The organism is Pauljensenia sp. UMB6358, from assembly GCF_030216865.1.
GTDB classification, from domain to species: Bacteria; Actinomycetota; Actinomycetes; order Actinomycetales; family Actinomycetaceae; genus Pauljensenia; species Pauljensenia turicensis_A.
Genome location: NZ_JASOMS010000001.1, coordinates 287,595 through 314,206, shown reverse-complemented (window position 1 = coordinate 314,206; position 26,612 = coordinate 287,595). Strand labels below are relative to the sequence as shown.

Below are 26,612 nucleotides of genomic sequence, written 5' to 3'. Positions count from 1 at the left end.
GATTGGTTCTACTCAGAGAGCAAGGTCAGCGTCGAAGTTTGCTTCTTCAAGGCGCTTCTTGACCTCCATGAGGTAACGAGCCGCGTCGCCACCGTCAACCAGACGGTGATCATACGACAGCGACAAGTACACCATCGAGCGGATCGCAACGGACTCGGAACCGTCGGCTGCCTTGACAACCATCGGACGCTTCACGATCGTGCCAATACCCATGATTGCGGTCTCGGGCGAGTTCAGAACCGGAGTATCGAACAGTGCGCCACCGGAACCGGTGTTCGTGATCGTGAAGGTGGAACCGGTGAGCTCTTCCGGACCAACCTTGGCGTCGCGGGTACGAGCGGCAAGATCGTTGATCGAAGCTGCGATACCCGGGATGTCCTTGGTGCCCGCATCCTTGATCACCGGAACCAGCAGGCCACGCGGGGTATCAACTGCAATACCGATGTGCTCATGGTCGAAGTAGGTGACCTTGTTGTCATCAATGGTTGCGTTGATCTTCGGGTGGAACTGAAGAGCCTCGGTTGCGGCCTTCACGAAGAAGGGCAGGAAGGTCAGCTTGGTGTTGTGCTTGGCGATGAAGGCATCCTTCGAGCGTGCACGCAGAGCTGCAACCTTGGTGACGTCAACCTCGACCACAGTCGTCAGCTGAGCAGAGTTCTGCAGGGACTCCATCATGCGACGAGCGATCGTGAGACGCAGACGCGACATCTTCTCGGTCGTGCCACGTAGTGGTGACGGTTCACGCTTCTGCGCAACCGGAGCTGAAGCAGTCGGAGCCGAAGCTACGGGTGCCGGGGCAACAGGAGCCTTGGCAGCTTCGCGGGCTGCAACAGCATTCTCGATGTCTTCGCGACGGATACGGCCACCAACGCCGGTGCCGGTGATCATTGCAAGATCAATGTTGGCCTCGCGAGCAAGCTTGCGAACGATCGGGGTTACGTAGCCGGTGTTTGCCACTGCTGCCGGAGTCTGCGATGCGACCGGGGTGCCGGTCGGGGCGGCGGTTTCAACAGCATTGCTCAGTTGATCGAGGGTTGCCGGGACCGGAGTCGGGGCTGCAGGAGCAACAGGCATTGCCGGTGCAACCGGAGCCGGAGTGGCTGCTACCGGGGCTGCAGGAGCAACAGGCGCTGCCGGGGCAACCGGAGCCGGAGTGGTTGCTGCTGGAGCTGCCGGAGCTGCAGGAGCTGCGCCCGGAGCCTCAGACGAAATGACGGCGACAACGGTGCCAACTGAAACGGTCTGGTCTTCCTCGACGCGGATTTCGGCGAGGAAACCGGCTGCGGGGGATGGAACTTCGGAGTCGACCTTGTCGGTGGAAACCTCGAGCAGAGGCTCGTCAGCTTCAACGGCGTCGCCAACGGACTTCAGCCACGTGGTGACGGTACCTTCGGTCACGGACTCGCCTAGGGCGGGCATGAGGACCTCGGTGCCGGAAGTGGGAGCAGAAGCGATGGGGGATGCAGGCGCAGGAGCTACAGGCGCTTCGGCAACGGGTGCTGGCGCTGTGGGAGCTTCGGCTACAGGTGCTGGAGCGGAAGTGGCCTCGGATGCGTCACCGATCATTGCGATCGTAGTGCCGACCTCGACGGTCTCGTCCTCGGGGACGAGGATCTCGAGCAACACACCCGCCACGGGGGAGGGAACTTCGGAGTCGACCTTGTCGGTCGAGACCTCGACGATGGGTTCGTCAGCTGCGACCGTGTCACCGACGTTCTTCAGCCAGGTGGTGACGGTGCCTTCAGTGACGGATTCGCCTAGGGCGGGCATTGTTACTGCGGTTGCCATGGATGTTCTCCTTGAAAGACGGGTGTGCTAGTTGTGGGCGTGCAGGGGTTTACCGGCGAGAGCCATTTCCGTGGAAACCGACGATCGGTCCATCTTCAACGCTCACGAGCTTGATGAAGCCTTGGGTATTCAGGATATTAGACTTTCTGTTGCCCGCAAGGTTGTATTCGACGGTTCTGTTGCGGGCGGTGATGTCGCGTCCGTCAACGGTGACGGTGTTGGCACCAGTCAGGCGACCCCAGCCCTTGACGACCTTGACATTGTGCGAGGACAACAGACCCTGAAGGCCCTTGTCAAGCTTGGTGATGACTGAATCGCGGTAGGTACCGGCTATCGCCATGTCGATGCCTTCGAAGGTGGAACGAATGGCGAATGTTTCGGATTCGCAGGCAGCGTCAGCGGTTTGAGCTGCGTGCAGAGAAGCCTTCGTGGGGATGCAACCGCGGTGGAGGCAGGTGCCACCAACCTTGTCTCCATCGATCAAGGCAGCTTTCATTCCCAGTTGGGAAGCACGTAAAGCGGTGGCGTATCCACCGGATCCGGCGCCCAGTACGACGATGTCGTATTCTGGTTCGCTCACGTCTGAGACTCCTTACGTCGTGTTTTCTGCTGACAGTCTTGTGAACCGTCTAGGCCTATTGTCCCACTTGTGGGCAATGATGTCCGCGCACAGACGGATGAGATGAGGTGGAACCGGCCACACCGAACATTCGTGCGAAGTGAGGATGATGGTGGGCGCAACGTATGATCAACCTATGAATGAATCCCCGCAGCTTTTGGAGGGTGCCGACGTTTCCGGCAATGGCAAGAGTGTGAAAGATGGGCGCCCGCGAGCGCTTGGCCTCGGTCGTCTTGTTATGGCTATGTTCTGGGTGCTTGGGGCTTGGGTGTTCGTGACAGCGATCGTTGATCTGTTCCATCATCAGAACACCCTCCCGTGGGGTCCTCAAATTGTCGCGTTGATTGCGGGAATCGTGTATTTCGTTGGTGCGGCGGGCTTGACGCACAATGGCAGGAGAATGCGCATTATTGCCGGCTACAGCATCGGTATTAGCATTGCGGCGCCGATCATTATCGGTATTGCAGGCTTTGATGTGCCCGATCTGATTGTGGCTCGTTCGGCGTGGAGCCGGTGGGGTGCGGACTTTTACTATCTGCCACTCATTATTTCCATGATTGGTACGGGGTGGATGTGGAGGTCGAATCCGCGCCGGATTGTGGAGTTGGCTGAGCGGGTTGAGCGGCCTCGTTCGTAAAAATAGCGGTGGTGAAAATTTCGGCCTCACCCCAACGTACGGGGGATGAGGCCGATTGTGCTGTGTGAAGCGGAATATGGTGTGGCGGTCGTTTTAGATTCCTCCTGGGAAACCGAGTTGGCGCCACGCTTCATACAGAACAATCGATGCTGAGTTGGCCAGGTTGAGAGAGCGGAGTCCCGGTTGCATGTGAATGCGGACGCGATCTTCGATGCGGGGGTGATTCATTGCGTCTTCGGAAAGGCCGACGGATTCTCGGCCGAAGAGGAGTCCATCGCCGTCTCGATAGGAAACGTCGGCGTACATTGTTGAGGCTCGTCCTGTGAATGCCCAGATGCGTCCGGGAACCTCCGCGAGTGCATCATCAAGGTTTGGGTGTACTTTCACGTGCGCGAGATCGTGGTAATCCAAGCCTGCGCGCTTGAGTTTTGTGTCGGACATATCGAATCCCAGCGGTTCGATCAGGTGGAGCATTGATCCGGTGCATGCGGAGAGGCGGATTGCTGCGCCTGAATTTCCGGGAATTTCGGGTTCGAAGAAGAGGATGTGAAGCACTCGTTTATTTTGCCACCATTGTTGGTGCGACGGGTAACCGGAAGAACATGGACTTTTTGCAATCTGCGTATCCGGACCGAAACGTCATTGTTGAAGCTTTCAACCCGACTTGAATATAAAATGGTGGCACAGTCGCGCTGGCGGTGTGAGTGGTTCAAATGAGGCGTCGGTGGTTCAACTCAAGTTCAAGACATAATCGATGAGGGGACACTTGGTGGCAGGAGAAACAAGAAGGCTAGAGGCTGCGGAGATCAGCGTCGGGAAGCTGTTGACCAGTGGCGAGTTCGAGTTCGTCATTCCGGAGTACCAGCGTCCGTATGCGTGGGGTGCTGAGGAATCGCTCCAGCTGCTATCGGATCTGCTCGGCGCGCTGGAGCGGAACACCGATGAGCCGTATTTCCTCGGGTCGATTGTTCTCGTGAAGTCTCCGAACGTAGCTCGATCCGAGGTCATCGACGGGCAGCAGCGCATCACAACATTGACGTTGTTGCTGTCGTTGCTTCGAGACCTCGTCGCCAACGATGACCTGCGCCGTTCCATTCACGATTTGATCGAGAAGCCTGCGGTGGAGTGGGATAACCAGCCCGCACGGCCACGTTTGAAGCTTCGTCCGCGCGACAACCAGTTCTTCTACGACTACGTGCAGACCGTGGGCAACACGGCAAAGCTCATCGAGCTCAGCGACAACATTCCCGAGACTGACTCTCAGCGGGGTCTACGAGACAACGCGAAGGCGCTTCACGACGAGTTGGTGCAGCTCAGTGCAGAGCGGTTGAAGGACTTGTTCCGGCTCATCGCTGGACGGGCTTTCTTGGTAACGGTCTCGACGCCGGATTTGAACAGTGCCTACCGGATCTTCTCGGTGATGAATGCTCGGGGTCTACCGCTTTCTCCGCAGGACATTTTTAAGTCCCAGGTGATTGGTGCGATCGACGAGCATGAAAAGCAGCACTATGCGGATCGCTGGGAGCACGTGGAGGAAAGCCTTGGTCGGGACGAGTTCGGCGATCTCTTCCTGTATATCCGAGCAATCAAGGCTCGCACCCGTGGCGTGAAGAGCCTCCTGCAAGAGTTCCCAGAGCAGGTTCTCAATACTTACCTGCCGGACAATGGAAGTGGCTTCATTCGGGAGGTACTCGAACCATATGCTCGCGCCGACATCCGGCTGCTGGCGCAGGATTTTCAGGGCGAGGACCCGCACTGGGAGCAGGTGAATCACTGGCTCAAGCGACTCGATCAGCTCGACAACGATGACTGGCGTTCTCCGGCATTGTGGGCACTGACCGAGCACGGTGAAAACCCAGAGTTTCTCGTCGATTTCTTTACCAAGTTGGAGCGCTTGGCTGCGAGCATGTTGGTTCGCCGCGTCTACGCGACCCCACGCCAGTTGCGATACATGGAACTCCTCAAGCAGCTTGCTGATGGCGTGGGACTCGAGGCTCCGGCCTTCGAACTGACCGAGAGCGAACGAGCCGAGACACGAGACCGCATTGACGGGGAGATCTATCTCGCTACTCGTGTGCGTCGCTACGTGCTGTTACGGCTTGATTCCATCTTGGCGAAGGACCCGGGCGCGTCCTATGACCACCACATCATCACCGTTGAGCACGTTCTGCCGCAAACCCCTGCTCACGACAGCCAGTGGGTGCGTGACTTCACCGAGGATGAAACAGCGACGTGGACGCATAGGCTGGGTAACCTGCTGCTGTTGAATCGACGTGCGAACTCACGGGCGCAGAACTTCGATTTCGACGTGAAGAAGGACAAGTACTTCACCTCGGGTAAAGGCGTGGCCGTGTTCGCTTTGACGACCCAGGTACTGGCGGAACCAGTGTGGACTCCCGAGGTCGTTAAGCGCCGCCAAGAGGAGTTGGTGAGCCTGCTGGCCAAGGAGTGGCAACTCTAGCCGGGTGCTACTTGCCGATAGGCTGTGTTTGCTTCGCGCCATCCCTGAAAGTGAAGCTGATGGTGCCATCGGTGGCGATGTCGACGACGAAGACGAGGGAGGGCGCATGACGCAGTTGTGCTTCGCAACGTTTGCTGGAGCGATGCAGCACGCCCTGTTGCATCACTTGATTTCCGACGACGACCGAGTTTCGGCTGCCCAGAAGAAGACGCTCCTGTCCCTGTGCAAGCTGGCAACGATGGCTCGATTCTTCGCACAAACATTCCTTTATGCGTGCTGTCAGTTGAACAAGTCTCGGATCGCTGATCTCAGTGTTAACGACGGGTGGCTGAGCAATAAGGCGTGCGATATCTGCCCGATGTGCCGAAAGAAGCCTCTGACGATCACGAATGGCAACTGCACAATCCCGCAATACCAAGCAGTAACATTTCCGGCGGAACCTGGGGGCAATAAGGAGTGTCAGGTCTTAGTTTGTGTCGGATGCACTAGAAGTAAGGAGCTTCAGCCAACCGGCACGATCACGCTCACCGACTTCCGCCAAAGCTTGTCCAACGCCTACGGACTGAACGAGACTGGATTAACCTGGCGCGAGGCAGTTAGTGGAACCTTCCGTATCTGGCAACGTGACAACGACAAACCCACACTGCCGTTATCAGTTCATCACACTGACATGCTCCTTCGCATCTGCCAATACCTGAATTGCTCGCTACCCGACATCTGCGAAGCAATCCCAGCAACACCGAAGGGAGAGACCGACTAGATGGCCAATCAACGTCTACAGCTCACCTGGTACAACAAGGACAAGGCCCTCATCCCCACTGAGACCGGCAAGTACGGCTACACGTGGGTTGACCCCTCTGATCCGCGCTACTGCGAAACGCACACCCTTGTCTATGACGACTATGTCAGGGGAACGCAGAGCGAGAAGTCTGATCAATTCGAATATTCGGAGCGTGCCGATCTCGAGCCCCAGGACGACAATCTGCTGATCTTGGGTGAATCCGGCGACGTCCTGGAGGCGCTGACGCGCGTTCCCGAGCTCGCTGAGAAGTACGTCGGCCAGGTGAAACTGATCTACATTGATCCGCCGTTTAACACCGCACAGACATTCGCCTCCTATGAGGACAACCTCGAGCACTCCATCTGGCTGACCATGATGCGCGACCGGCTCCTGCACATGAAGAAGCTGCTCACTAACGACGGCTCCATCTGGGTGCACCTCGACGATGTGGAGGTTCACCGAATGCGAGTGCTAATGGACGAACTCTTTGGAGCAAGTAATTATGTTGCTGAAGTTTGTTGGGAGAAAGCCTACGCGGCGAGCAATAACGCTTCGGGGATCCCGATGGTTACTGATACCGTGCTGGTGTATCGCAAGTCAGATTATTTTCGGCGGAATAAACTGATTCGGTCTTCTGCAATGGATGCGCGCTATTCAAATCCAGATGGATCCATTAGGGGAAGATGGAAGCAGGCTGACAAGAGCGCTCGACATAACATAGGTAAACGTCAGCACCCCGGCGTTTATGGTATTCAGCACCCAGTTACTGGTGAAATGATTTATCCCGCAACAGCTTCAAATTGGCGGTTTGAGCAGCCAGAAATGCTGAGGATTATGCGTGAGTGGGCGCATTATGAACTTGGCGATGTAGATGAATCAGAGCTCGCCGCCCGGGCCGAAATCGAAGGTTCGCAGGTTGAACTAAGAACCGATGTAAAGCCCCTAGTAATCAAGAACTGGTCTAGCACAGTCGCAGATTCTTCGATCGAACGATACAGGCAAGGTAACTGGCCAGTGTACTATCCCGCTGCAGGCGGTTATGGAGGATTCCAAAGGAAGATTTATCTCGCTGATGTCGAAGGATCCGTTCCAAAGAATTTGTTTACGCATCGAGATGTTGGCCATAGTGATTCAGCAAAGAAAGAAATACAAGCGTTATTCCCTGGAAAGGTCGCTTTTTCGACTCCGAAACCCGAGCGCCTCCTGGAACGGATAATTCACATCGGCTCGAATCCTGGTGACATTGTGTTGGATGTGTTTGCTGGGTCGGGGACGACGGCGGCGGTGGCGCAAAAGATGGGCCGCCGCTGGGTGACGTGCGAGTTGCTGGAGTCCACCTTCACTACGTTCACCCGCCCGCGTCTGGAGAAGGTCGTGGGCGATCAAGACCCGGGAGGGATCACGCGGACGAAGGGCGAACGTGTTGACGCTACGGAAGACGGGCTGCCTGATGGTGTTTCGCCGGAGGACGCCGCGAAGTTCGCGAGCGTGCTCAACAAGCTGATCAAGGACGACCCGGAATTAAAGAAGAGCGTCGAGGTGAAGTCACTGAAGGCTGCCTCGAAGACCAGGCGCACCAAAGAAGTCATCAACTGGCGTGGTGGTGGTGGCTTCCAGGTGGCGCATCTGTCGCCTGCGTGTTTCGACTATGACCCCGCCTTGGATCGGGTGATGCTGACGGCGGCTGCGACCGGTGAGACCTTGATCGAGTCGGTGGCCGCCAACCTCGGGTTCACGCTGTTACACCCGGATGATGACTACATTTTTGATGCCCGTCGTGGCAATGCCTTGTTGAAGGTGGTGGAGGGTGTCGCCACGACCGAAATCGTCGACTGGCTGGCCTCCCAAGTTCAACCCGGAGAGACGATCGTGCTAGCGGCCACCACTGTGATGGACGGGGTCCGCCAGCATCTACGCAAACTGGTGAAGGGGTCGCGGGTGGTGGCGTTGCCGGATGATGTGTTCCGCTATGCCGAGGGTGGTGACCAGTGATGAGGCTCAACATCAGTTTTGATTCGGACATGCTGGAGTCGATTAGTGCCGAGTTCGACCTGCGTGCTCCGAACAAGGAAGCACTCCGCCAGCTGGTCTTCACCCTGGACGGTGACTATGACCCGGACGTGATGCAGGTGCTCAACCTTGCTACGGGTGTGGGCAAGACGTATCTGATGGCGGCGTTTGTGGAGTATCTGCGTCGCCAAGGGGTCGGTAACGTCGTGATCGTCACCCCGGGCAAGACGGTGCAGGCCAAGACGGTGCAGAATTTCACGCCCGGCACGCCCCGCTACATCACCGGCGCGGCTGTGCCGCCCGAAGTGGTCACCCCGCAGGACTATTCGGCGTGGGTGGCCCGGCAGAACGGACCCGCCCAGCTTTCGTTCGGGCGGGAAACCCCGATGCTGGCGTTCATCTTCAACATTCAGCAGCTCATCGCGCCGAAGGAGGCCGAGGGTGACACCCACGGCGCTACGCAGGATGCGATGCGTCGTAAGCCCCGCCGGTTCGATGAAAACGCCGGTGTGCTGTTCGACTACCTGAAGAACCTCGATGACCTGGTTGTCATCGCCGACGAGTCCCACCTGTACGGGTCGAGCGCTGTGGCGTTCAATGCTGCGTTGAAGGAACTCGATCCAGCAGCGGCGATCGGGTTGACAGCGTCGGTGGACAAGAAGACCGATCATGTGATCTACGAGTACCCGCTCTACCGTGCCATCCAGGACAAGTACGTCAAGGCCCCGGTGTTGGCGTTCCGCAAGACTGGATATGGCACCGATGAAGCCTCCGAAGAGCAACAGTTGCGTGACGCTCTGCAGCTACGTGCGCTCAAGCAGGCCTACTACGACGCGTACGCGGCTTCCCAGAACCGCGATCATGTGAACGCGGTCGCGTTCGTCGTCTGCTCCGATGTTGAGCACGCCACCCAGGTCGCCGACCTTCTGCGCACCCCGGAGTACCTCGGCCGGGAATCGGCTGTGCTGCAGGTGGACTCCAAGCACGAGGATGAGTTGACCCAGCGTCGCCTCGACGAATTGGACCGACCCGAATCGCCTGTGTTGGCAGTGGTCAGTGTCAACAAACTCAAGGAAGGCTGGGATGTCAAAAACATCGCGGTCGTCGTGACACTACGGGCGATGGCCTCCGAAGTGCTTACCCAGCAGACCATGGGAAGAGGCCTTAGACTGCCGTTCGGCAGATACAGTGGCGTGTGGCAGATCGACCAGCTTGACATCATTGCCCACCAATCCTTCACCGAATTGTTGAACGCCGAGAACGTGCTGCAGCAGTTCGGATTGGACGAAGCCGTCCCCGAACCCGACAAAGCCAAGGTGGAGGAGGCGATCCGTAAAGCCGCCGAAACATCCGGCACGGATACAGTCACAGACACGACCGGCGGTCAAGCATCGACTACGACTATGCCAGGGCCTGGTGCTGGTACCAGTGGTGAGGCCACCGGTGGCGTAGAACCGCAGCCGAGCAGCGTTCCCGGCAACGGTGGTGACGAAGGTCCGGGTTTGCCCGGTGTCAGAGTTCGTACCATCACCGAGCAGGAGGATCAGCCCACCTGGGAGTTCGTTTCGATCGGACGGAACCCGAGCTTTGCTGACGTGTCCTACCGATTCCCGGTGACGACAATGACTGTGCAGCAGCCACCCATTGACCTGTCCGAAATCAGTGACACCGATATTGAGCAAGCGGCCCGCCGGGTCACCTCTGCCGGTGACGTGCTACTGCGCAAAGAGATCATCGCCGCCCTAGGCAAGAAACTCCGGGCAGAGGATCGAGAAAGCGCCGAAGTCGACTCCGTCCACGTCGACGACGCCGACGCCGAGGAGGCGCTGGTCAAACTAGTGATCAACATGTCGCTGGTGCCCAAAACTGAACAGACCGCCCGCTACGTCGCCGCGTTCCTGGTCCCGAAGTTCATGCGCGCCCTGACATTCACCGGCTGGACCGTCAAATCCCTCGACTCCGCCCGCGCCGAACTCCTCGCGCTGATCAAGAACTACACAACCGAGACATTGCGAGCCACCCGCGAGGTGCCGACCATACACCCCAAGACGATGCCAGGCACCGGCTACACGCTCCCGTTGGGTGAGAAGGTGCATGACCAGATCGAGACTCGTGACCAGTTCGTGCGAGGCCGGGTCTACGGCGGCTGGTTCAAGTCGCTATTCGCCGAGGAATCCTTCGACTCCTTCACCGGCGAATACCAGCTTGCTCGCCTGCTCAACACGTCGCCGGGAATCGTATGGTGGCACCGGTTGCATCCGCAAGACCAGGCGTTCGTGTACTACAACGCGAAAGACCGCTACTTCCCCGACTTCGTAGCCTTGGACGCCAACGGGGTGCATTGGATCATCGAGGGCAAGGACGAGCGCGGCCGCGATGACGCCAGGGTGCAGGCCAAGCGTCAGGCTGCCGAGGCGTTGGTGCGCCGGTTGGTTGCTGAGGATGCCTACGCCGGTCAGCACTGGGGCTATCTGATCGCCTACGAGCAAGACACCGCCCGTGCCGACTCGTGGGAAGACCTGAAAGCCTTCGCCAGCCCGGTCAGCAACGCCCTGTAGCTGCGAGTTCGCCTGAGCGCATCAAAGCATTCGTATCTCGCACGGTTCTTGGATAATCTGTGGCAACCGGTGGGATGATTCATCGCCCGCGCGAGCATACCTTCGCGTCATCACCGATCAGGAAAGCGATCTCCTTCTGATTTATACAGACAAACACTGGTGGATAGAAGGGGCCTTCTCAGCAGAATCTGACGGTGAAAGATAGACTGACAGAATGCGCATTTCATCCGAAGAACTCCGTCGCGTCGCTGAGTTCGACGAAGCAATCATCCGCAATCAAGTCGGCTATGCTGCCTGGGCGCGCGCGAGCGCACTGTGTGAAGGAAACAAAGTCACCGACGTTGAGATCGGTGATGACGGAGTTTTTAGTGGACGTGTGGCTTCAAAGGGGCTTCGTCTTAAAACCTGGGTTGGACTCAACGGAGGGCAACCTGTTCTGACCTGCGCGTGTATTGAAGGAAAAAACTGTCAGCATTCGGTTGCTCTGTTCCTCGAATTACGACGCCAAAGCAACGAACTCACAACGGAAGACGAACCAGAGTGGAAAACGCGTCTCCGCTCCTTCACGCATACTGGGGATTCAAGCGGAGAGCCAATCGCACTATTGATTGATACTAGCGACCCAGAGCGCCCGTATTGGATGCACCCACTACGCCCCGGCAATCGCATTCAATGGACAAAGAAGCGAGCAACGTGGCCGGATTTGGTGTCGACGCAGTGGGCTTCAGTTTCAGATGGATTATCGCGTTCTCAGCTCGGGTTAATCAGAGAAGGCTATCGTCTTGCAAAAGTGGATGATGGTCGCGCAGCACGAAATGAAATTAGTCTTCAGATGCTCGGAATGGATGCTGCACCGTGGCTACTCAGACTGATCAACCAAGGAATCGAACTCTATTCCAGCCTTGATCCACTGACGCCCATACATTTCGATCGATCATCGTGGGATTTGGGTTGCGACCTCAGCCTGCAGGGGGATGAACTACTCCTGCAGATGATGGCCTTTGATGGGGATAAACGTATCCTCAAACCCCGAATTGATACCGCGACCCGCCTGCTCATCTTGGACGATGGCACACGGGTAGCCCGTGTTGGTGGGCAAGAACTCATGAACCTATTCGAACGAGGACCGATCTGTGTGCCCACCGACCAGATCGCCGAACTGACGACCGCGTATCTCCCGCATCTCAAACGTCGTTTCGAAGTCTCTTCAATTGACTCGTCAGTCGATCTTGGCGAAGAAGCAACAGTGCGCATTATTGGACAATGCGACCTTGTCGAAGGAAAAGAATTCACCCTCACCTGGTGGGCGGAATACGACTATTCAGGTTCCCCCTCGCGAGTCCGACTTCAGCAGGTCATGGATTTAGAAGCCGTTCGACCGCTCGTCGCTTCCCTGAAAACTCTTGCGCGACAGCACGTGCCCGCTTCTTTGTGGGACGGAGAATTCAAAAACCTCCGACTCCCCGCGTGGACTATCCCGCAATTTCGAAAAGATGTGATCGATCAGCTGAATGACTCGCGTCTTGCATGGGAGATCAGCGACGCAGTACTGACGTTCATGATTGATGAAATCCCGCTCCATTCATCGATCCGCGTCACGCCAAGCGAAGCGCACAATGACTGGTTCGACCTTGACGTCAGACTCGACGTCGGCGGATATCCGGTTCCATTCAGCGATGTTCTCGAGGCAATCGCCCACTCGGAACACTATCTCTACGTTGACGGACGCTGGGTCAGCATCGACAAAGAAACAATTGAATCCATCACAGCACTTCTCGAAGAAGCACGAACACTTTCTTTTGATGATGAGCCACGCCTCGTACCCACACATCTTGGCCTCTGGGAAGAACTCGACTGCCTTACGGATACGACTGTCGACTCCCAGCAGTGGGAAGCCCGTCTTGAACACCTGCGTCACGCCGGCGCAGATATTCCACTCCGGAACCCCGTGGGTGCCACCTTGCGCCCGTACCAAGTTGACGGAGCGCACTGGCTGATCGCTCGAGCCTGTAGCCAAACAGGTGGCATCTTGGCAGACGATATGGGGCTCGGTAAAACCCTTCAGCTTTTAACTGCTCTTGCCTCCCTCAAAGATGCGTCAGTATGCGAAGAAAACGAAGAATCTGACGTCGCATCATCTTTCAAACGCGATCTGCCCACGCTTGTCGTCGCGCCAACATCGGTTTTAAGTACCTGGGAAAAAGAAGCTCAACGATTCTTCCCAGATCTCAACGTGCGCACGATCAATACAACGGGGAAGAGGCGCGAAAGGAGCCTCGCCAGCGAAATCGAAGGCGCAGACATCGTTATCACCTCATACACAATCGTGCGCATCGACGACCAAGAATGGAAACAGATTCCTTTTAACGGCCTTATTCTCGATGAAGCACAAAATGTGAAGAATCCGCGGACCGCCATTCACCGTGTGCTGCGAGGAATAGAAAGAAACTGGACTTTTGCGGTCAGCGGAACCCCGGTAGAAAACTCTCTTGGCGACCTCTGGTCGATCATGGCCCTCGCAATGCCCGGACTACTTCCCAAATGGTCCCTTTTTAACGACAAAATTCGTCGCCCCATCGAAAACGATCACGACGTCACGGCATTGAACCGTCTTCACTCTCTTCTTAGTCCCAACATGATGCGTAGAACCAAAGAAGAAGTTGCCACTGACCTGCCCGACAAGATCGAATCCGTTATCCCCATTGACCTCGGCACGGAGCACCGACGTATCTACGATCAACACCTCATGGCAGAGCGCGCAAAAATACTCTCGCTGACCGACGATCCGAGTGCAAAAATCGATATCCTCGCGGCGCTGACACGTTTGCGCCAACTCGCATTGGATCCCGGTCTTGTCGACGCAACATGCGGACACATCGGCTCGGCAAAAATCGAGTACCTCGCCACTCAACTTGAACAAATCATCCCAAGCGGACACCAAGCTCTGGTCTTCAGCCAATTCACAACGTTCCTTACGCGCATTCGTGACTACTTAGAACGACGTGGAATCGCCACAGTCCAACTCGACGGATCCACAACCCGCCGAGACGAAGTCATCGAACGCTTCAGATCCGGAGAAGTCCCCGTATTCCTCATCTCTCTGAAAGCGGGAGGCACCGGTCTGACGCTCACGGAAGCAGACTACGTGTACATGATGGACCCCTGGTGGAATCCTGCAGCTGAAGCACAAGCCGTCGACCGCGCCCACAGAATCGGCCAAACAAAGAAAGTCAACGTGTACAGACTGGTCGGCGCTGACACCATCGAAAACAAAGTCGTCGCACTCCAAGAACGCAAACGCGAACTCGTATCAACAGTCGTCGAAAGCGTAGGAAATGGTGAGGGTGGCGAGCTCTTATCCAGGCTCGATATGTCCGACCTGGTGGACCTTCTCGATAACTAGCATCCGCACCTCGTAGGCTTGCGAGACTTCCGCTAGCTGTACAGATGAGCTGAAAGGCTCAGAGCGTGAACCCCAGTAGGTGTGCAAGCTCTTCGGGGGTATGTGCGATAGCAACACAATCGTCAAGGTCGCCGTCTTTCGCGTAACCCCAGCTTACGCCCATGACGTCAATACCAGCTTGCTGGCCTCCTTCAACATCCCAGCAGGAATCACCGATCAGAACGGGGCGGGAGATATCCATTCCCTTGGCGCTCAGGCGCGAAAGTGCACCGGCGATAACTGTTGCTTTCGAAGAAGCTGGATCCGGAGTTGCGCCGGCGATGACGTCGAAAGCGTCAAGAATTCCCAGATGTTCCATTTGTGCCAGAGCAAGGGGCTCTTGCTTCGACGTAGCCGTTGCCACGGGAATCCCGGCGTTGTGGGCGCCACGCACTACTTCATCCATCCGAGGAAAAAGTGGGGGTTCAAGGAAAATTGTGCGGTACAGCGCCCGGTATTCGTCGACGAGTTCTTTCACGATCTCGCCTTCAAAGCCAAGGTCAGCAAATGACCACCAGAGCGGGGGGCCAACGTACTTGCGCATTGCATCCGCTGGCAGGGGTGTGACGCCGCGCTGAGAAAGAACCGTGTTGAAGCAGTGGATCACTGCGGGGGCAGAATCAACAAGAGTGCCATCAACATCGAAAAGTACGCACGTGAATTGTGTTTCTGCGCTCAACCAACTACTCCTTCATCGCTTGTGTCTTAATGGTGGCACGAGGCCACGCACATTGAGAAACTCTCGGCATTTCGTGGCGCGGAGCAAACACGCATAACGGTATGCGAGCAACTGTCTCACCATTCAGTCAAAAATGTGAGATAGACCAGGGTTTATCAGTGCTTTTCCAACTTCATAGAATATTCTTCAACACGTGAAAGAAAACGAAATGAATAGTCCCGCGCTTCTGGATACTGATTCAGCTCACTTGCGTCAGCGTGCTTGGCGACTTTATTTCGAAGCGAATGGGCGTCTTCATGGCCTGTTGGAATCCAGCTTGAAGAAGAATTTCGGCCTGTCGGTGCCCGATTACAACATCCTGCTTGCCCTGTTCGAAGCGCCTGGTCAATGTCTAAAAATGGGTGAATTGTCCGGCCAGGTTGTCTATTCTCCGTCGCGCCTGACCTATTTGGTCACTCATTTAGAACGTGACGGTTGGGTAAAGAAAGTGATGTCGAAGGAGGATAGGCGAAGCTATCAAGCGTGTCTGACTTCACAGGGTGCGCGGATCGTGAAGGAGGCAACTCGTCTTCACCAAGAGACGCTTCGCGAATTCTTGCTTGCGGATATGACCGATGCGGAAATATCCCAGATTGTGAGGGTTTTTTCCGCGTTGGATGAGCGACTGCGTTCACGGAACAAGAATTAACTCTGCTGGGGGACCTTCCTCGTCGCCACTTCCTGTGGACACTGACTATCGGCGCTATTCCAACAAAAATGCTGATGGTCCCCAGGAATTTCTCCTTTCGATTTGGCAGTACGGCTACCAACCGTGTTAGAGTTTTCCACGTTCGACTTGAGGTAATCAAGAAGAGCAAGTCACCTGCGCGGGTGGCGGAATAGGCAGACGCGCTAGCTTGAGGTGCTAGTCCTCGTATTAGAGGGTGGGGGTTCAAGTCCCCCTCCGCGCACAGATGGAAGCCCGGAGCTTGAATAAGTTCCGGGCTTTCGTTTTATCTCGGATTTTTCTTACAACCGTGAAGAAAATCCGGATCAATGCAACGAAGCGATGAAAGAGCGTGCGAATGCATATTGATCTTTGGTTCGATGTGACCTGCCCATGGTCGTACTTGGGTATTCGACACTGGCGACAGGCGCTGTCCTCTTTCGATCATCGTGACGAGGTGGAAATTACGCTCCACGCTTTCTTCCTCGACCCCGAATTGGATAGTGCCCGTGAAGAACCTCGTCGCGTCTATCTGATGAACGAAGGCGAACTCACGTACGAGGAAGCAGTGGCGCTGGACGAGCGACTTGAAAAGCTTGGACGTGCAGAAGGCGTCGTTTTTGACTTCGAGAAACTGATCGTTGCTCCATCCTCATTTGCACACCGCGTGATCAATGCCGCCCGCATCGAAGACTACGATCGTGACACTCTCTATGGTCCCGACTCAATGCAGTTGAAGCTTGCCGAAGCTTTGGGACGTGCCCACTTTGAGATGGCCCTCGATATTTCAAACAGCGACGTTGTGATCGGTTGCGCACAGGACCTCGGGTTGGACGCTCAGTTCGTCCTCGATGCGCTGACTGATCCGCACACTGCATCCGATGTCTTCTCTGATTTCCAGATCGGTGTACAGATGGGCATCGACCGTGTACCCACCGCCCTGATCGATCGTCAGTTCGTTGTTCAAGATCATCAGACCGTTCCTGCACTTGGCAATATTCTTGCTACAGCATGGGCAAACACGGGGAAGGAAGAAGCATGAGTAAAACACTGCCGCAGACTCTTCAAGGACCGCGCGTCACCTTGGTTCCGATGAACCTTGATTTCGTCGACGCAATTACCGAGGTGCTCCAAGACGCGCGCATAAGTGAAACGACGACCGTTCCCCACCCGTATACGAGGGATATGGCGGTTGAGCATCTTTCGCGCTCTGAAGAGTCTTGGAAGAACGGTAACGCTGACTGGGCGATTCTTTCTGCCAAGAATCAAAGGTTCCTAGGTCGCCTGGAGTTTTGGCGTGGGCAGCGTGATCCCAAGTCGGCTGAGGTTGGCTACTTCATCCGCACTGATGCCTGGGGTGAAGGGTTTATGACCGAAGCGCTCGGTCTTGCCGTTGATTTTGCCTTTGAACAGATGGATGTCACCCGCATCGACTGGTACTGCCACGTCGAAAACTGGGGTTCTTGGAAGCCAGCGTGGCGCAACGGTTTTAAGCGCGAGGGGATCCGCCGACGAGCTGAAGGCCCGGCCTTCTGGCAGGCAAGCCTTCTGATCACGGACACTCGCGAACCGAAGACCCCATGGGATGGCCCCGGTGCCGGACAGGGACCTGCCCTTGATCCTTCACGCCCAGGAAAGCTTGTTGAGCAGTTCCACCGAACCTACTCCATGCCCGTGCGCCTTGGCACCGGTTCCCTGCCAACCATCGACTACGAACGTCTCAACATGCGCATGTCACTGATCCGCGAAGAATTCGCTGAACTGATGGGCGCCGTGTACGGACCTGCTGCACGGAGCCTCGTTGAAGAAGCAACTGAAAAGGCCGTTGACGGTGACGACCACACGCGAGATCTCATCGAAACTGCCGATGCTCTGGCAGACCTCGTCTATGTCATCTACGGAATGGCAATCGAATCGGGTATCGATTTGGACGCGGTTTTAGCTGAAGTTCAGGCATCGAATCTGTCGAAGCTGATGCCCGACGGTTCGGTAAAACTGCGTGAAGACGGCAAAGTCCTCAAGGGACCGAACTTCTTTGTCCCCAACATTGCCCGAGCACTCGGTATCGATCAGGGCTGACGCGCCCGATAGTCTCGCGCGCAAACCCGTATCACGTGCAAGAATTAGACCAGCTCGACGTGAAGGAGAATGAAGTGGCTCGTGTTGTTGTTGTAGGTGGCGGTTACGGTGGCGTGACTGTTGCAAAAGGACTCGATCCTATTGCTGACGTGACGCTCGTTGAACAAAAAGACCAGTTTGTCCACCACGCAGCTGCACTGCGCGCAGCCGTAGACGACGTGTGGCAGGAAGCAATCTTCATGCCCTATTCGAACTTGCTGACACGAGGCGAATTCATTCACGGCACTGTTTCTCAGATTGTCGGTAACACCGTCCATATTTTCGGTCGCGAACCCATCGAAGCGGACTACGTTGTTCTTGCAACCGGCGCAACATATCCCTTCCCAGCAAAGTACTCGTCAGCGAAGTCCGTTGTTGCAAAGGCTCGTTTGAACCAACTGCACGAAAACCTTGCTGGCGCGCGCTCCGTCATGCTAGTCGGTGGTGGCACCGTCGGTATCGAATTCGCCGGCGAACTCGCACACGCTTACCCCGACCTTGATATCACGATCGTCGAGAAGGCCGATCAGATCCTTTCTGCCCCCGGCTACTCCGAAGACCTGCGTCAAGAAATTTCCACGCAACTCGCTGAGCTCGGCATTCGCGTGATCACCGGTTCTGAACTTGCTTTCTTGCCTCCGCACAACGTTGGCGAACTCGGTCACTTCCATGTGTCGACCTGCAAAGGTGAAGAAATTGAAGGCGATATCTGGTTCCAGTGCTACGGCTCTCGTGCGAACAGCGGCTACCTCGCAGGTACCGATTACGAACCCATGTTGCGCCCGAACGGCACAATCCGTGTTGGTAAGACCCTGCAGGTTGAGGGCCATGCCCACACCTACGCCGTTGGCGATCTGACGGACGTCCCCGAGTCAAAGCGTGCTGATGCTGCTCGCCAGCAAGCCCGCGTTGTCATCGCGAATATTTCGTCTCAAATCGCTGGCGAGACGCCCGAAGCAATCTACGAGCCTACGAAGGAATGGGTGATCCTCCCGCTGGGGCCGGATATGGGTGCATCGCAGCTGGTTGACTCTGAAGGTGTGTCCCGCATCGTCGGTGCTGATCAGACAACAGAAATCAAGGGCGCTGACCTGATGGTTTCTGTTATCCGCTCGCAACTTAATCTTCCGTGAGTCCAGTTCGCATAAGGTCTAGGATCTTCTCATGACTCATGATCCTCGCGTAGCGCTTGACGCACTGATTGCAGCCTTTGAAGCTCATTATGTTGCCTGTTCGCAGGCAACCGATGATGATCCTTCGACGCTTGAAGAAGCAGAGAACACTTTGCGAGATGCGTTCTTCACCTACGACGACGAACTGTTCAGACAGTTCGGTGTCGAGCTTCCCTTCGATCTTCTCGACGATAATTACGACGAAGATGATGATGAGGAAGAGGACGATGATGAATCCTACGATGAGGATTCGGACGATTTGGATGATGATTTCATCGACGTCGACGACTGAGCGATTCTAAGAATTCTTTTGTGGCGCGATATCAGACGCTTGTTTGATATCGCGCGACACTGTCTGCTGAACGTCGCGCTTGAAAGCCCAAACTTGAGGGCTGGGATCTAAGAAATATGCGTTCTTACGAGTACGCGACTTCGTTGAGCACTTGGCGAATCGGGGCAGGCAGAGGCTCGGTCGAGTCAAGGATGTGGTCAAGCTGTCGTACATTTCGCGGACCGCAGATTGCTGAGGCAATGCCCGGCATATCCCGTACCCATGCAAGAGCAACGTCACCTGGATTGCGATCAAGCCCTTGCGCGGCGCGAACAACTGCTTCAACACGTCCCGCGTATTCGTCGGTCAGGAAAGGAGCGACAGTGGGCAACATATGTTCGGTAGCCCCGCGCGAATCTGGGGGAGTGGAATGGCGGTATTTTCCAGTTAATACCCCACCGGCAAGTGGAGACCGAGCAAATACACCCAATCCTTCGTCGGCCAGATGTGAACGCAAGCTATGGGTAGCCGGAGCAGTTAACAGGCTGACGGGGAGCTGTGCTACCGCTGGCTGAACAAGCCCGTGTTCACCAAGGCGGGTAAGGGCGCAGGCTGTTGTCCACGTATCCCAGCCAGAAAGACCGACATAGTGAGCTCGCCCTGAACGGGACGCTGCTTCAAGCACACCCAGCGTTTCTTCGAGTGGGACACTGGGGTCGGGCTCCGCCATCCACACGTCCACATAGTCGGTATCTAAACGAGCAAGAGCATCGTCTAGGCTGCGCAACATATCACCGCGCCCAGCCGAGGAAACCCAACGACCTGAGTGGTCGCGACGGGTGGCACCCCTCCAAGCAATCGTCAGGCGGTGGCGTCCGACTCGGTTCATCGCTGCTCCAAGAACGTCGGTGGCCATTCCTTCGCCGTTCATCGGCGAACATTCAACAAGCGTTCCACCCGCATCGACAAAGTGAGAAAGCATGTCCCATGCTTCTTCACCATCGGTGTCGCGTCCCCACGTGAGCGTGCCCAAGCCAAGTGACGAAACCCTCAGACCACTGCGACCGCACTGACGAATTTCCATAGCCTCTAGCCTAGCCGTGTCAGGTTGCACAGGTTTCGTGGCACACCGTTTCGTCAATACCCGCCAATAGCCCGTAGAGTTTCGACTATGACTTGGTTCGATGCGATTTTTCTTGGCCTCGTGCAGGGACTTACTGAGTTCCTGCCGATTTCGTCTTCGGCTCACCTCAGGATTCTTGGGGAATTGGTCGGCAATGCTGACCCGGGCGCGGCTTTTACTGCCATCACCCAGATCGGTACTGAAACCGCAGTCCTCATCGTGTTCTGGAAAGACATTGTCCGGATCTTGTCTTCGTGGTGGAAGTCGCTTCCTATTCGTCCGCGTGAAAAGCGTCTGAGCTCAAGCAATCCCGACGTCCGCATGGGCTGGATGATCATCGTTGGCTCGCTCCCGATCGGGATCCTTGGTCTTCTATTGGAAGACTGGATTGACGTTTCCTTCCGTAACCTGTGGATTACAGTCGTCATGCTTGCCCTTTTCGGTGTTCTTCTGGGTATTGCTGACCGCTATGCTCCTCAGAAACTCACCCTTGACCATATGTCCTGGCGTGACGCGCTCCTCTATGGCCTTGCCCAAGCAATGGCCTTGATCCCCGGCGTCAGCCGCTCGGGTGGAACGATCACGATGGGACGCGCATTAGGGTACACGCGCGAGGCGGCAGCCCGCTATTCCTTCCTTCTTGCCATGCCAGCAGTTTTCGCATCCGGCCTGTACAAGGTGTACAAGGTCTTCTCCGGCGGAGATCACGTTGATGTTGCCCCAACCATCGTCGCCACACTGATCGCGTTCGTTGTGGCATGGGCAGTCATCATCTGGTTCCTCAAGCTGGTTTCAACGAAGTCATACAAGCCGTTCGTGTGGTACCGAATTGGCTTGGCTATTGTTGTTGCAATTCTGCTGGTGACCGGAGTACTCAGCGCAGCGTCAACTGCGGTGATGTAGCTGATCGCCCCAGTTCTTTCGCCCAGTAGGGGGGGCTACGTGGGTTCCTGCATTGAAGCAGGGACCCGCGTTTGCAGTAGGCGCTTCATGCCGTCTGCTGGCGCATCGGGAAGTACCCCGTCAAAGAGAGGACAGTGGGCGCGCACACCGCACCAGTTGCATAGGGGATTTTTTCGAGGAGCGAATTCCCCACGCTTCGCATCACGCTCAATCCGATCCCAAATACCTGACACTTCGTCTTCGAAGCGTTCAATGTCATCGGCCGTCGGATCAAATGTCAGGGTCTGACCCGCTTTGATGTAGACCAACTGGGTGCGCAACGGCATCCGATCGGTGAGTTTCAACAGCAGGGCGTAGAAGCGCATCTGGAACAGGGCCTCGTCTTGGAAACGGGGCGAAGGCGCCTTACCCGTTTTATAGTCGACCACACGCAACTCCCCAGAAGGGTTACGGTCAATGCGATCGATGAAGCCACGCAGACGCACGCCGTCGTGAGTGTAAGCGTCCACGCGCTTCTCGCGCGCAGCTGGTTCTAGGCGCTGCGGATTTTCGAGCGTGAAATAACCGCGCACAAGATCACGGGTCTTGTCGATCCATTGATCGAGCGCGACCTCGTCGTCGAACATCGCAACAACATCATCTGAAGACTCTCTTGTTGCAGCCCACTCTTGGTCGAAGAGTCCCATTGCCGTCTCTTCATTTCGGTCCGCTTGAGCCACATCGAAAAGCTTCTCCAATACCGAATGTACCAGCGTGCCGGCAACGGTTGCAGGCGTGAGAGGTTCTTTGATGCGATCGACCACATGCAGGCGGTACTGCAACGGGCATTTCAAGTATTCCTTGGCTCGCGAAGGTGAGAGAGCGGGGTCGAAAGAACCTGAAATACGTGGGTTCGACCCGGTAGTGGCAGTCATAGGACAACGGTAACGTGAAACGCGTTCACCAGCAGATCTCACAGTGGGAGCTGTGGATAGCCGCGATAGACTTTCTGGGATGAATACACAGCCAGATACAACCGATAACTACGCGCCGCTTGGTCAGCAGAATCGGCGTGGTCTCTTGGAAGAAGGCGATCGCGTTCAGGTTCGCGATCCAAAGGGGCGATTCCACCAAGTGATTTTGACGCACGGCGGAAAGTTCCAGTCGAACCGTGGCGAGTTCTTCCATGATGACCTCATCGGCAAACCCGATGGGCAGGTCATTACGACTGAAGAAGGTCGCCAGTTCCAGATTATGCGCCCGTTGATGGTCGACTACGTGATGTCGATGCCACGAGGTGCAGCGGTTGTGTATCCCAAGGATGCCGGTGTCATTACGCACATGGGCGATATTTTCCCCGGCGCAGTTGTCGTTGAAGCTGGTGCGGGGTCTGGCGCGTTGTCGATGGCGTTGTTGAACGCGGTTGGTCCGACTGGGCGTCTGATCTCAGTTGAGCGTCGCGAAGAGTTCGCCGATATCGCACGAGGAAATGTCGAACTCTGGTTTGGTGCGCCACATCCTGCGTGGGATTTGCGCGTCGGCGACTTAGCTACCGAATTGGAAGCGATGGACCAGGCCAGTGTTGACCGCGTAGTCCTGGACATGCTGGCGCCTTGGGAAAACATTGATGCTGTTTCACACGCTCTGATCCCCGGTGGCGTGCTGGTCTGCTATGTCGCGACGGTTACGCAGCTGTCGCGTCTTATTGAAGACTTGCGTGCAAGCGAGAACTTCACGGATCCGATCACCTGGGAAGACATGCGTCGTGAATGGCACGTTGATGGTTTGGCTGTCCGTCCCGAGCACCGCATGGTTGCTCACACTGGTTTCCTGTTGGTTACGCGCCGTCTTGCTCCGGGAATTAACCCACAAGAAAGGTCGGTTCGTCCCGCGAAGTCGTCTGAAGGTCTGGGTGGCCAGTGGGATGATGTTGATGAGTGGAATGAACACAACGTTGGCCTTCGAACGGCATCTGAAAAGAAGTTACGCAAGGTTCGTCGTGATGTGACGCGTCAGGCTGACCAGTGGGTTGAGGGAAGGATCAGCACTGATGAGTGATGACTTCTACGCAACTCGCATCGAAGAGATGCAACGCCTTGTTGTCTCTCTGGAAGCGAAGAATGAGCGCCTTGCCCAGGCGCTGTCCCAGGTTCGCGGACAGTTGGTGAAGGTGCAGTCTCAGCTCCTTGAAGTGAATCGTCCGCCACTAACGATGGCCGTGTTTGTATCCGCGGATGTGCCTTCGCGTCAGATTGAAGCGATCGTGAACGGTCGTCGTATGCGCCTCGCTGTTGCACCTGACCTTGATCTTTACTCGCTGTCGTATGGTCAGTGGGTGCGCGTCGACGACAAGATGGTCGCCGTTGCCGCTGATGGATTTTCGAGGTCCGGTTCAATTGTCTCGATTCTTGAGTTGGTGGGTGATGACCGCGTGCTGGTTGCAGGCGAAGCTGGCCAGGAGCATCTGCTGATGTTGGCAGGCCCTCTACGTCACGGCAATCTGCGTCTCGGCGACGCATTGATGGTGGATCTACGTAGCGGAATCGCGTTGGAAAAGATTGTGCGATCCGATGTCGAGCAGCTTCTCACCCCCGAAGCTCCCGATACGACATACGACGATATCGGCGGTTTGGATGCGCAGATTCGTCAGGTCCGCGACGCAATTGAGCTTCCTTTTAGTCATCCCGAGCTCTACCGCGAGTATGGTTTGCGTCCGCCTAAGGGCATCCTGCTCTACGGTCCACCCGGATCAGGTAAGACGCTTATTGCAAAGGCAGTCGCAAATTCCCTGTCGGGTCGGACAAGTGGTGTGAAAACCTACTTCTTGTCAATCAAGGGGCCGGAGCTTCTGAACAAGTTTGTTGGTGAAACTGAGCGACACATTCGCGCGATCTTCGCGCGAGCACGTTCACTTGCTGCTGGCAATATCCCTGTCGTCATTTTCTTTGACGAAATGGAAGCCCTGTTCAGGACGCGTGGAACCGGGATCTCATCGGACGTAGAAACGATGATCGTTCCCCAGCTTCTTGCGGAAATGGACGGTGTCGAGACCCTGGATAACGTCATCATCATCGGCGCCTCGAACCGTGCTGACATGATCGATCCTGCCGTCCTTCGCCCCGGCCGACTGGATGTGCGCATTCGCGTGGATCGGCCCGATCGCACAGGTGCCCGCGACATCTTCTTGAAACACTTGAACACTGACGTGCCACTTCGTGATGATGAAATCGGCGTCGGCATGACCCTCGGCCAGGCACTCGGAAACATGGTCGATCAGGCACTTGACGTCTTGTTTCGCGAAGATGAAACGACTGCGCTCTTTGATGTCGTGCTGGCATCTGGACGCACGAAGCGCATTCACCTTGGGGATATCGTCTCTGGTGCCATGATCGCCGGAATCGTTGAGCGCGCAAAGAAACATGCGATCAAAGAATCGCTCACAGGCGGGGGATATGGCCTGTCGGCGAAGCACCTGCTTGCCGGTGTTAAAGAAGAAATGGGCGAGTCTATTGAACTCGCAGTCTCTTCGTCTCCCGACGACTGGGCCCGCACCATTGGCCTGCGTGAAGAAATCGCATCAATCGTTGCCTTGGAGGCCTGAGATGACCCACGTGATTGGAACCGAAACCGAGTACGGCGTCTATCGCCCAGGTGATGCATGGGCGAACCCCATTGCACTTTCGTCGCAGGCGGTTCGTCTCTACGCTGAGATTTCTCGCGATGGGACGCCGGCACAGGGCGCTGCACCCGTTCGCTGGGACTATCGGGCTGAGGACCCGCTCAACGATATGCGCGGTATCCGCTTGTCACGTGCGGCCGCCGACCCCTCGTTGCTGACGGACGATCCATATCACTTGGCGCCGTCGGGTGGCAGTGAGCAGATTGAACGCCCAACTCCAGAAGAAATGGCTTTGCCTGCACAGACCACCGCGGTTTTGACGAATGGTGCACGCCTGTATGTCGACCACGCTCATCCGGAGTATTCCGCTCCAGAAGCGTTGGGTGCCCTTGAAGCCACGCTCTATGATCGTGCCGGCGAGGTGATCGCACGCCGGATTATTGAAGAATCGCTCAAGAGCGAAGACGGTCCTATCGTCCTAGTGAAGAACAATACGGACGGTAAAGGCGCCGCCTACGGAACTCACGAGAACTACCAGATCCCCCGCAGTGTTGACTTCGACGATGTGGTTCGTGGACTGACTCCGTTTTTTGTTTCTCGACCGGTCATGTGCGGTGCTGGACGCGTGGGTCTGGGACAGAAATCTCAAGTTCCAGGGTTCCAGATCTCTCAGCGAGCTGACTTCGTCGAAAACGAAGTGGGCTTGGAAACCACCTTTAATCGCCCGATCATTAATACGCGCGACGAACCGCACGCGAATCCGGCACACTACCGGCGTCTGCACGTCATCGGTGGTGACGGCAATATGTTCGATGTGTCAATCTTGCTGAAGCTTGGCGCGACATCGCTGGTGTTGTGGGCAATCGAGCAGGGGATTGGGCTGGAGTGGGAAGCCCTCGCGCTCGATGACGCCGTGCAGGAAACATGGAACCTCAGCCACCACCCGAATCTTGATTACAAGATGAACACGGCCGGTGGACGCGCATACACGGGACCTGAATTGCTTCAGGTGTATGTGGACCTCATTCTTGCAACCTTTGACCGAATGGGTATCAGCCCCGAAGGTGAAGACCAAGCGATTCTGACCCTCTGGCAGGACGTCCTTGATCGTATGCGCGCTGACATGTTCTCTGTTTCCACTGAAGTTGAATGGATTGGCAAGTATCAGCTGTTGGGTCGTCAAAAGGATCGTCTGGGAGTTGAGTGGAACGACCCCCGTTTGACGGCGATGGACTTGCAGTGGGCCGATCTTCGCCCGGAGCACTCGCTTGCTTTGAAGCTGGGTAAAGCCGGACGCATCAAGAGACTCTTTAGCGACCAACAGGTTGAGGATGCAGCCTCTCAAGCCCCGACAACGACCCGCGCGTTTGCCCGCGGTCAGGCTGTGGCGTCACGACCAGACTTGGTGAAAGCCTCGTGGACGTCCCTCGTCATTGATCCGGGACAGGGGAATCTTGTCCGCTATCCGATTCCGGATACTGCGCAAACACGTAGCCCCGTGGAATGATCCTCACCAGTGGAATAATTTCACATAGTAAAGCAACACAGGTTTAGGAGAAACGAATGGATATCCGTCAACTGTTCGCTCCTTCGGGGGACAACGACGATTTCGGCGATACCGAGGCCGCTGGCCAGGTTCACGCACAGACTCAGTCGATTGACGATCTGCTCGACGAAATCGACTCCGTGCTTGAAACGAATGCAGAAGCGTTCGTTCAGGGCTTCGTCCAGAAGGGTGGCCAGTGA

21 protein-coding genes, 1 tRNA gene and 1 pseudogene are annotated in these 26,612 nt (G+C 56.2%); 17 read left to right on the top strand and 6 right to left on the bottom strand.

What is annotated here, in order from left to right:
- Positions 1–12 precede the first annotated feature (12 nt).
- Positions 13–1,788: a 2-oxoglutarate dehydrogenase, E2 component, dihydrolipoamide succinyltransferase gene (gene sucB, locus QP381_RS01485; RefSeq protein WP_285067496.1), complete on the bottom strand. Its 1,776-nt coding sequence runs from the start codon at positions 1,786–1,788 to the stop codon at positions 13–15.
- A 178-nt stretch (positions 1,789–1,966) separates the two neighbouring features.
- Positions 1,967–2,368, bottom strand: a pseudogene (locus tag QP381_RS01480) (FAD-dependent oxidoreductase); the annotation flags it as partial.
- 175 nt (positions 2,369–2,543) lie between these two features.
- On the opposite strand from QP381_RS01480, the gene QP381_RS01475 reads away from it, so the two are divergent.
- The gene (locus tag QP381_RS01475; RefSeq protein WP_285067494.1) at positions 2,544–3,044 is read left to right on the top strand and encodes a hypothetical protein; all 501 of its coding nucleotides are present in this window, start codon (positions 2,544–2,546) and stop codon (positions 3,042–3,044) included.
- Positions 3,045–3,137: 93 nt separating this feature from the next.
- On the opposite strand, the gene QP381_RS01470 is transcribed toward QP381_RS01475, so the two are convergent.
- Positions 3,138–3,599 carry a tRNA (cytidine(34)-2'-O)-methyltransferase gene (locus tag QP381_RS01470; RefSeq protein WP_006680966.1) on the bottom strand — a complete coding sequence of 154 codons (462 nt, stop codon included), beginning with the start codon at positions 3,597–3,599 and terminating at the stop codon, positions 3,138–3,140.
- Between the two features lie 214 nt (positions 3,600–3,813).
- On the opposite strand from QP381_RS01470, the gene QP381_RS01465 reads away from it, so the two are divergent.
- The 5 genes from QP381_RS01465 (at position 3,814) to QP381_RS01445 (ending at position 14,257) form a co-directional block, all read left to right on the top strand.
- A complete protein-coding gene (locus QP381_RS01465) occupies positions 3,814–5,505 on the top strand; it encodes a DUF262 domain-containing protein (protein ID WP_285067491.1) in 1,692 nt (563 codons plus the stop codon).
- 28 nt (positions 5,506–5,533) lie between these two features.
- A complete protein-coding gene (locus QP381_RS01460; protein ID WP_285067490.1) occupies positions 5,534–6,265 on the top strand; it encodes a hypothetical protein in 732 nt (243 codons plus the stop codon).
- The gene (locus QP381_RS01455; protein ID WP_285067488.1) at positions 6,266–8,278 is read left to right on the top strand and encodes a site-specific DNA-methyltransferase; all 2,013 of its coding nucleotides are present in this window, start codon (positions 6,266–6,268) and stop codon (positions 8,276–8,278) included.
- Positions 8,278–10,854: a DEAD/DEAH box helicase gene (locus QP381_RS01450; RefSeq protein WP_285067486.1), complete on the top strand. Its 2,577-nt coding sequence runs from the start codon at positions 8,278–8,280 to the stop codon at positions 10,852–10,854. Before QP381_RS01455 ends, QP381_RS01450 begins: the two co-directional genes overlap by 1 nt.
- A gap of 214 nt (positions 10,855–11,068) precedes the next feature.
- On the top strand, positions 11,069–14,257 hold the full coding sequence (locus tag QP381_RS01445) for a DEAD/DEAH box helicase (protein WP_285067484.1): 3,189 nt from the start codon (positions 11,069–11,071) through the stop codon (positions 14,255–14,257).
- A gap of 58 nt (positions 14,258–14,315) precedes the next feature.
- Here QP381_RS01445 and QP381_RS01440 read toward each other — a convergent pair whose 3' ends face one another.
- The gene (locus tag QP381_RS01440; protein WP_285067482.1) at positions 14,316–14,975 is read right to left on the bottom strand and encodes an HAD family hydrolase; all 660 of its coding nucleotides are present in this window, start codon (positions 14,973–14,975) and stop codon (positions 14,316–14,318) included.
- 193 nt (positions 14,976–15,168) lie between these two features.
- On the opposite strand from QP381_RS01440, the gene QP381_RS01435 reads away from it, so the two are divergent.
- The 6 genes from QP381_RS01435 (at position 15,169) to QP381_RS01410 (ending at position 19,263) form a co-directional block, all read left to right on the top strand.
- The gene (locus QP381_RS01435) at positions 15,169–15,663 is read left to right on the top strand and encodes a MarR family winged helix-turn-helix transcriptional regulator (RefSeq protein WP_336619912.1); all 495 of its coding nucleotides are present in this window, start codon (positions 15,169–15,171) and stop codon (positions 15,661–15,663) included.
- A 176-nt stretch (positions 15,664–15,839) separates the two neighbouring features.
- Positions 15,840–15,925: transfer RNA gene (locus QP381_RS01430), tRNA-Leu, on the top strand.
- Between the two features lie 114 nt (positions 15,926–16,039).
- Positions 16,040–16,723: a DsbA family oxidoreductase gene (locus QP381_RS01425; RefSeq protein ID WP_006680972.1), complete on the top strand. Its 684-nt coding sequence runs from the start codon at positions 16,040–16,042 to the stop codon at positions 16,721–16,723.
- Positions 16,720–17,760, top strand: a complete 1,041-nt coding sequence (locus QP381_RS01420) for a GNAT family N-acetyltransferase (RefSeq protein WP_285067479.1) — start codon at positions 16,720–16,722, stop codon at positions 17,758–17,760. Before QP381_RS01425 ends, QP381_RS01420 begins: the two co-directional genes overlap by 4 nt.
- A gap of 74 nt (positions 17,761–17,834) precedes the next feature.
- The gene (locus QP381_RS01415) at positions 17,835–18,932 is read left to right on the top strand and encodes an FAD-dependent oxidoreductase (RefSeq protein ID WP_179370389.1); all 1,098 of its coding nucleotides are present in this window, start codon (positions 17,835–17,837) and stop codon (positions 18,930–18,932) included.
- Between the two features lie 31 nt (positions 18,933–18,963).
- On the top strand, positions 18,964–19,263 hold the full coding sequence (locus QP381_RS01410; RefSeq protein WP_006680975.1) for a hypothetical protein: 300 nt from the start codon (positions 18,964–18,966) through the stop codon (positions 19,261–19,263).
- Positions 19,264–19,387: 124 nt separating this feature from the next.
- Here QP381_RS01410 and QP381_RS01405 read toward each other — a convergent pair whose 3' ends face one another.
- Positions 19,388–20,326 (bottom strand): aldo/keto reductase, encoded by a 939-nt coding sequence (locus QP381_RS01405; protein ID WP_006680976.1) that lies wholly within the window; start codon positions 20,324–20,326, stop codon positions 19,388–19,390.
- A gap of 87 nt (positions 20,327–20,413) precedes the next feature.
- On the opposite strand from QP381_RS01405, the gene QP381_RS01400 reads away from it, so the two are divergent.
- Positions 20,414–21,268, top strand: coding sequence for an undecaprenyl-diphosphate phosphatase (locus QP381_RS01400; RefSeq protein ID WP_006680977.1), 855 nt, complete (start codon positions 20,414–20,416; stop codon positions 21,266–21,268).
- Between the two features lie 35 nt (positions 21,269–21,303).
- Here the strand turns inward: QP381_RS01400 and QP381_RS01395 are convergent, their stop codons facing one another.
- A complete protein-coding gene (locus QP381_RS01395; RefSeq protein ID WP_285067476.1) occupies positions 21,304–22,182 on the bottom strand; it encodes a RecB family exonuclease in 879 nt (292 codons plus the stop codon).
- Between the two features lie 79 nt (positions 22,183–22,261).
- Between QP381_RS01395 and QP381_RS01390 the strand changes: the two genes are divergently transcribed.
- Genes QP381_RS01390 through QP381_RS01375 form a run of 4 tightly spaced genes read left to right on the top strand, consistent with a single transcriptional unit; the run spans position 22,262 to position 26,612 of the window.
- Positions 22,262–23,305, top strand: coding sequence for a tRNA (adenine-N1)-methyltransferase (locus tag QP381_RS01390; protein WP_040318537.1), 1,044 nt, complete (start codon positions 22,262–22,264; stop codon positions 23,303–23,305).
- Positions 23,298–24,848, top strand: a complete 1,551-nt coding sequence (arc, locus tag QP381_RS01385) for a proteasome ATPase (RefSeq protein WP_006680980.1) — start codon at positions 23,298–23,300, stop codon at positions 24,846–24,848. The genes QP381_RS01390 and arc overlap by 8 nt, the downstream gene beginning before the upstream one ends.
- A 1-nt stretch (position 24,849) precedes the next feature.
- A complete protein-coding gene (gene dop / locus QP381_RS01380) occupies positions 24,850–26,373 on the top strand; it encodes a depupylase/deamidase Dop (RefSeq protein WP_179370385.1) in 1,524 nt (507 codons plus the stop codon).
- A 56-nt stretch (positions 26,374–26,429) separates the two neighbouring features.
- Complete coding sequence (locus QP381_RS01375; protein ID WP_006680982.1) at positions 26,430–26,612, top strand: ubiquitin-like protein Pup; 183 nt, start codon at positions 26,430–26,432, stop codon at positions 26,610–26,612.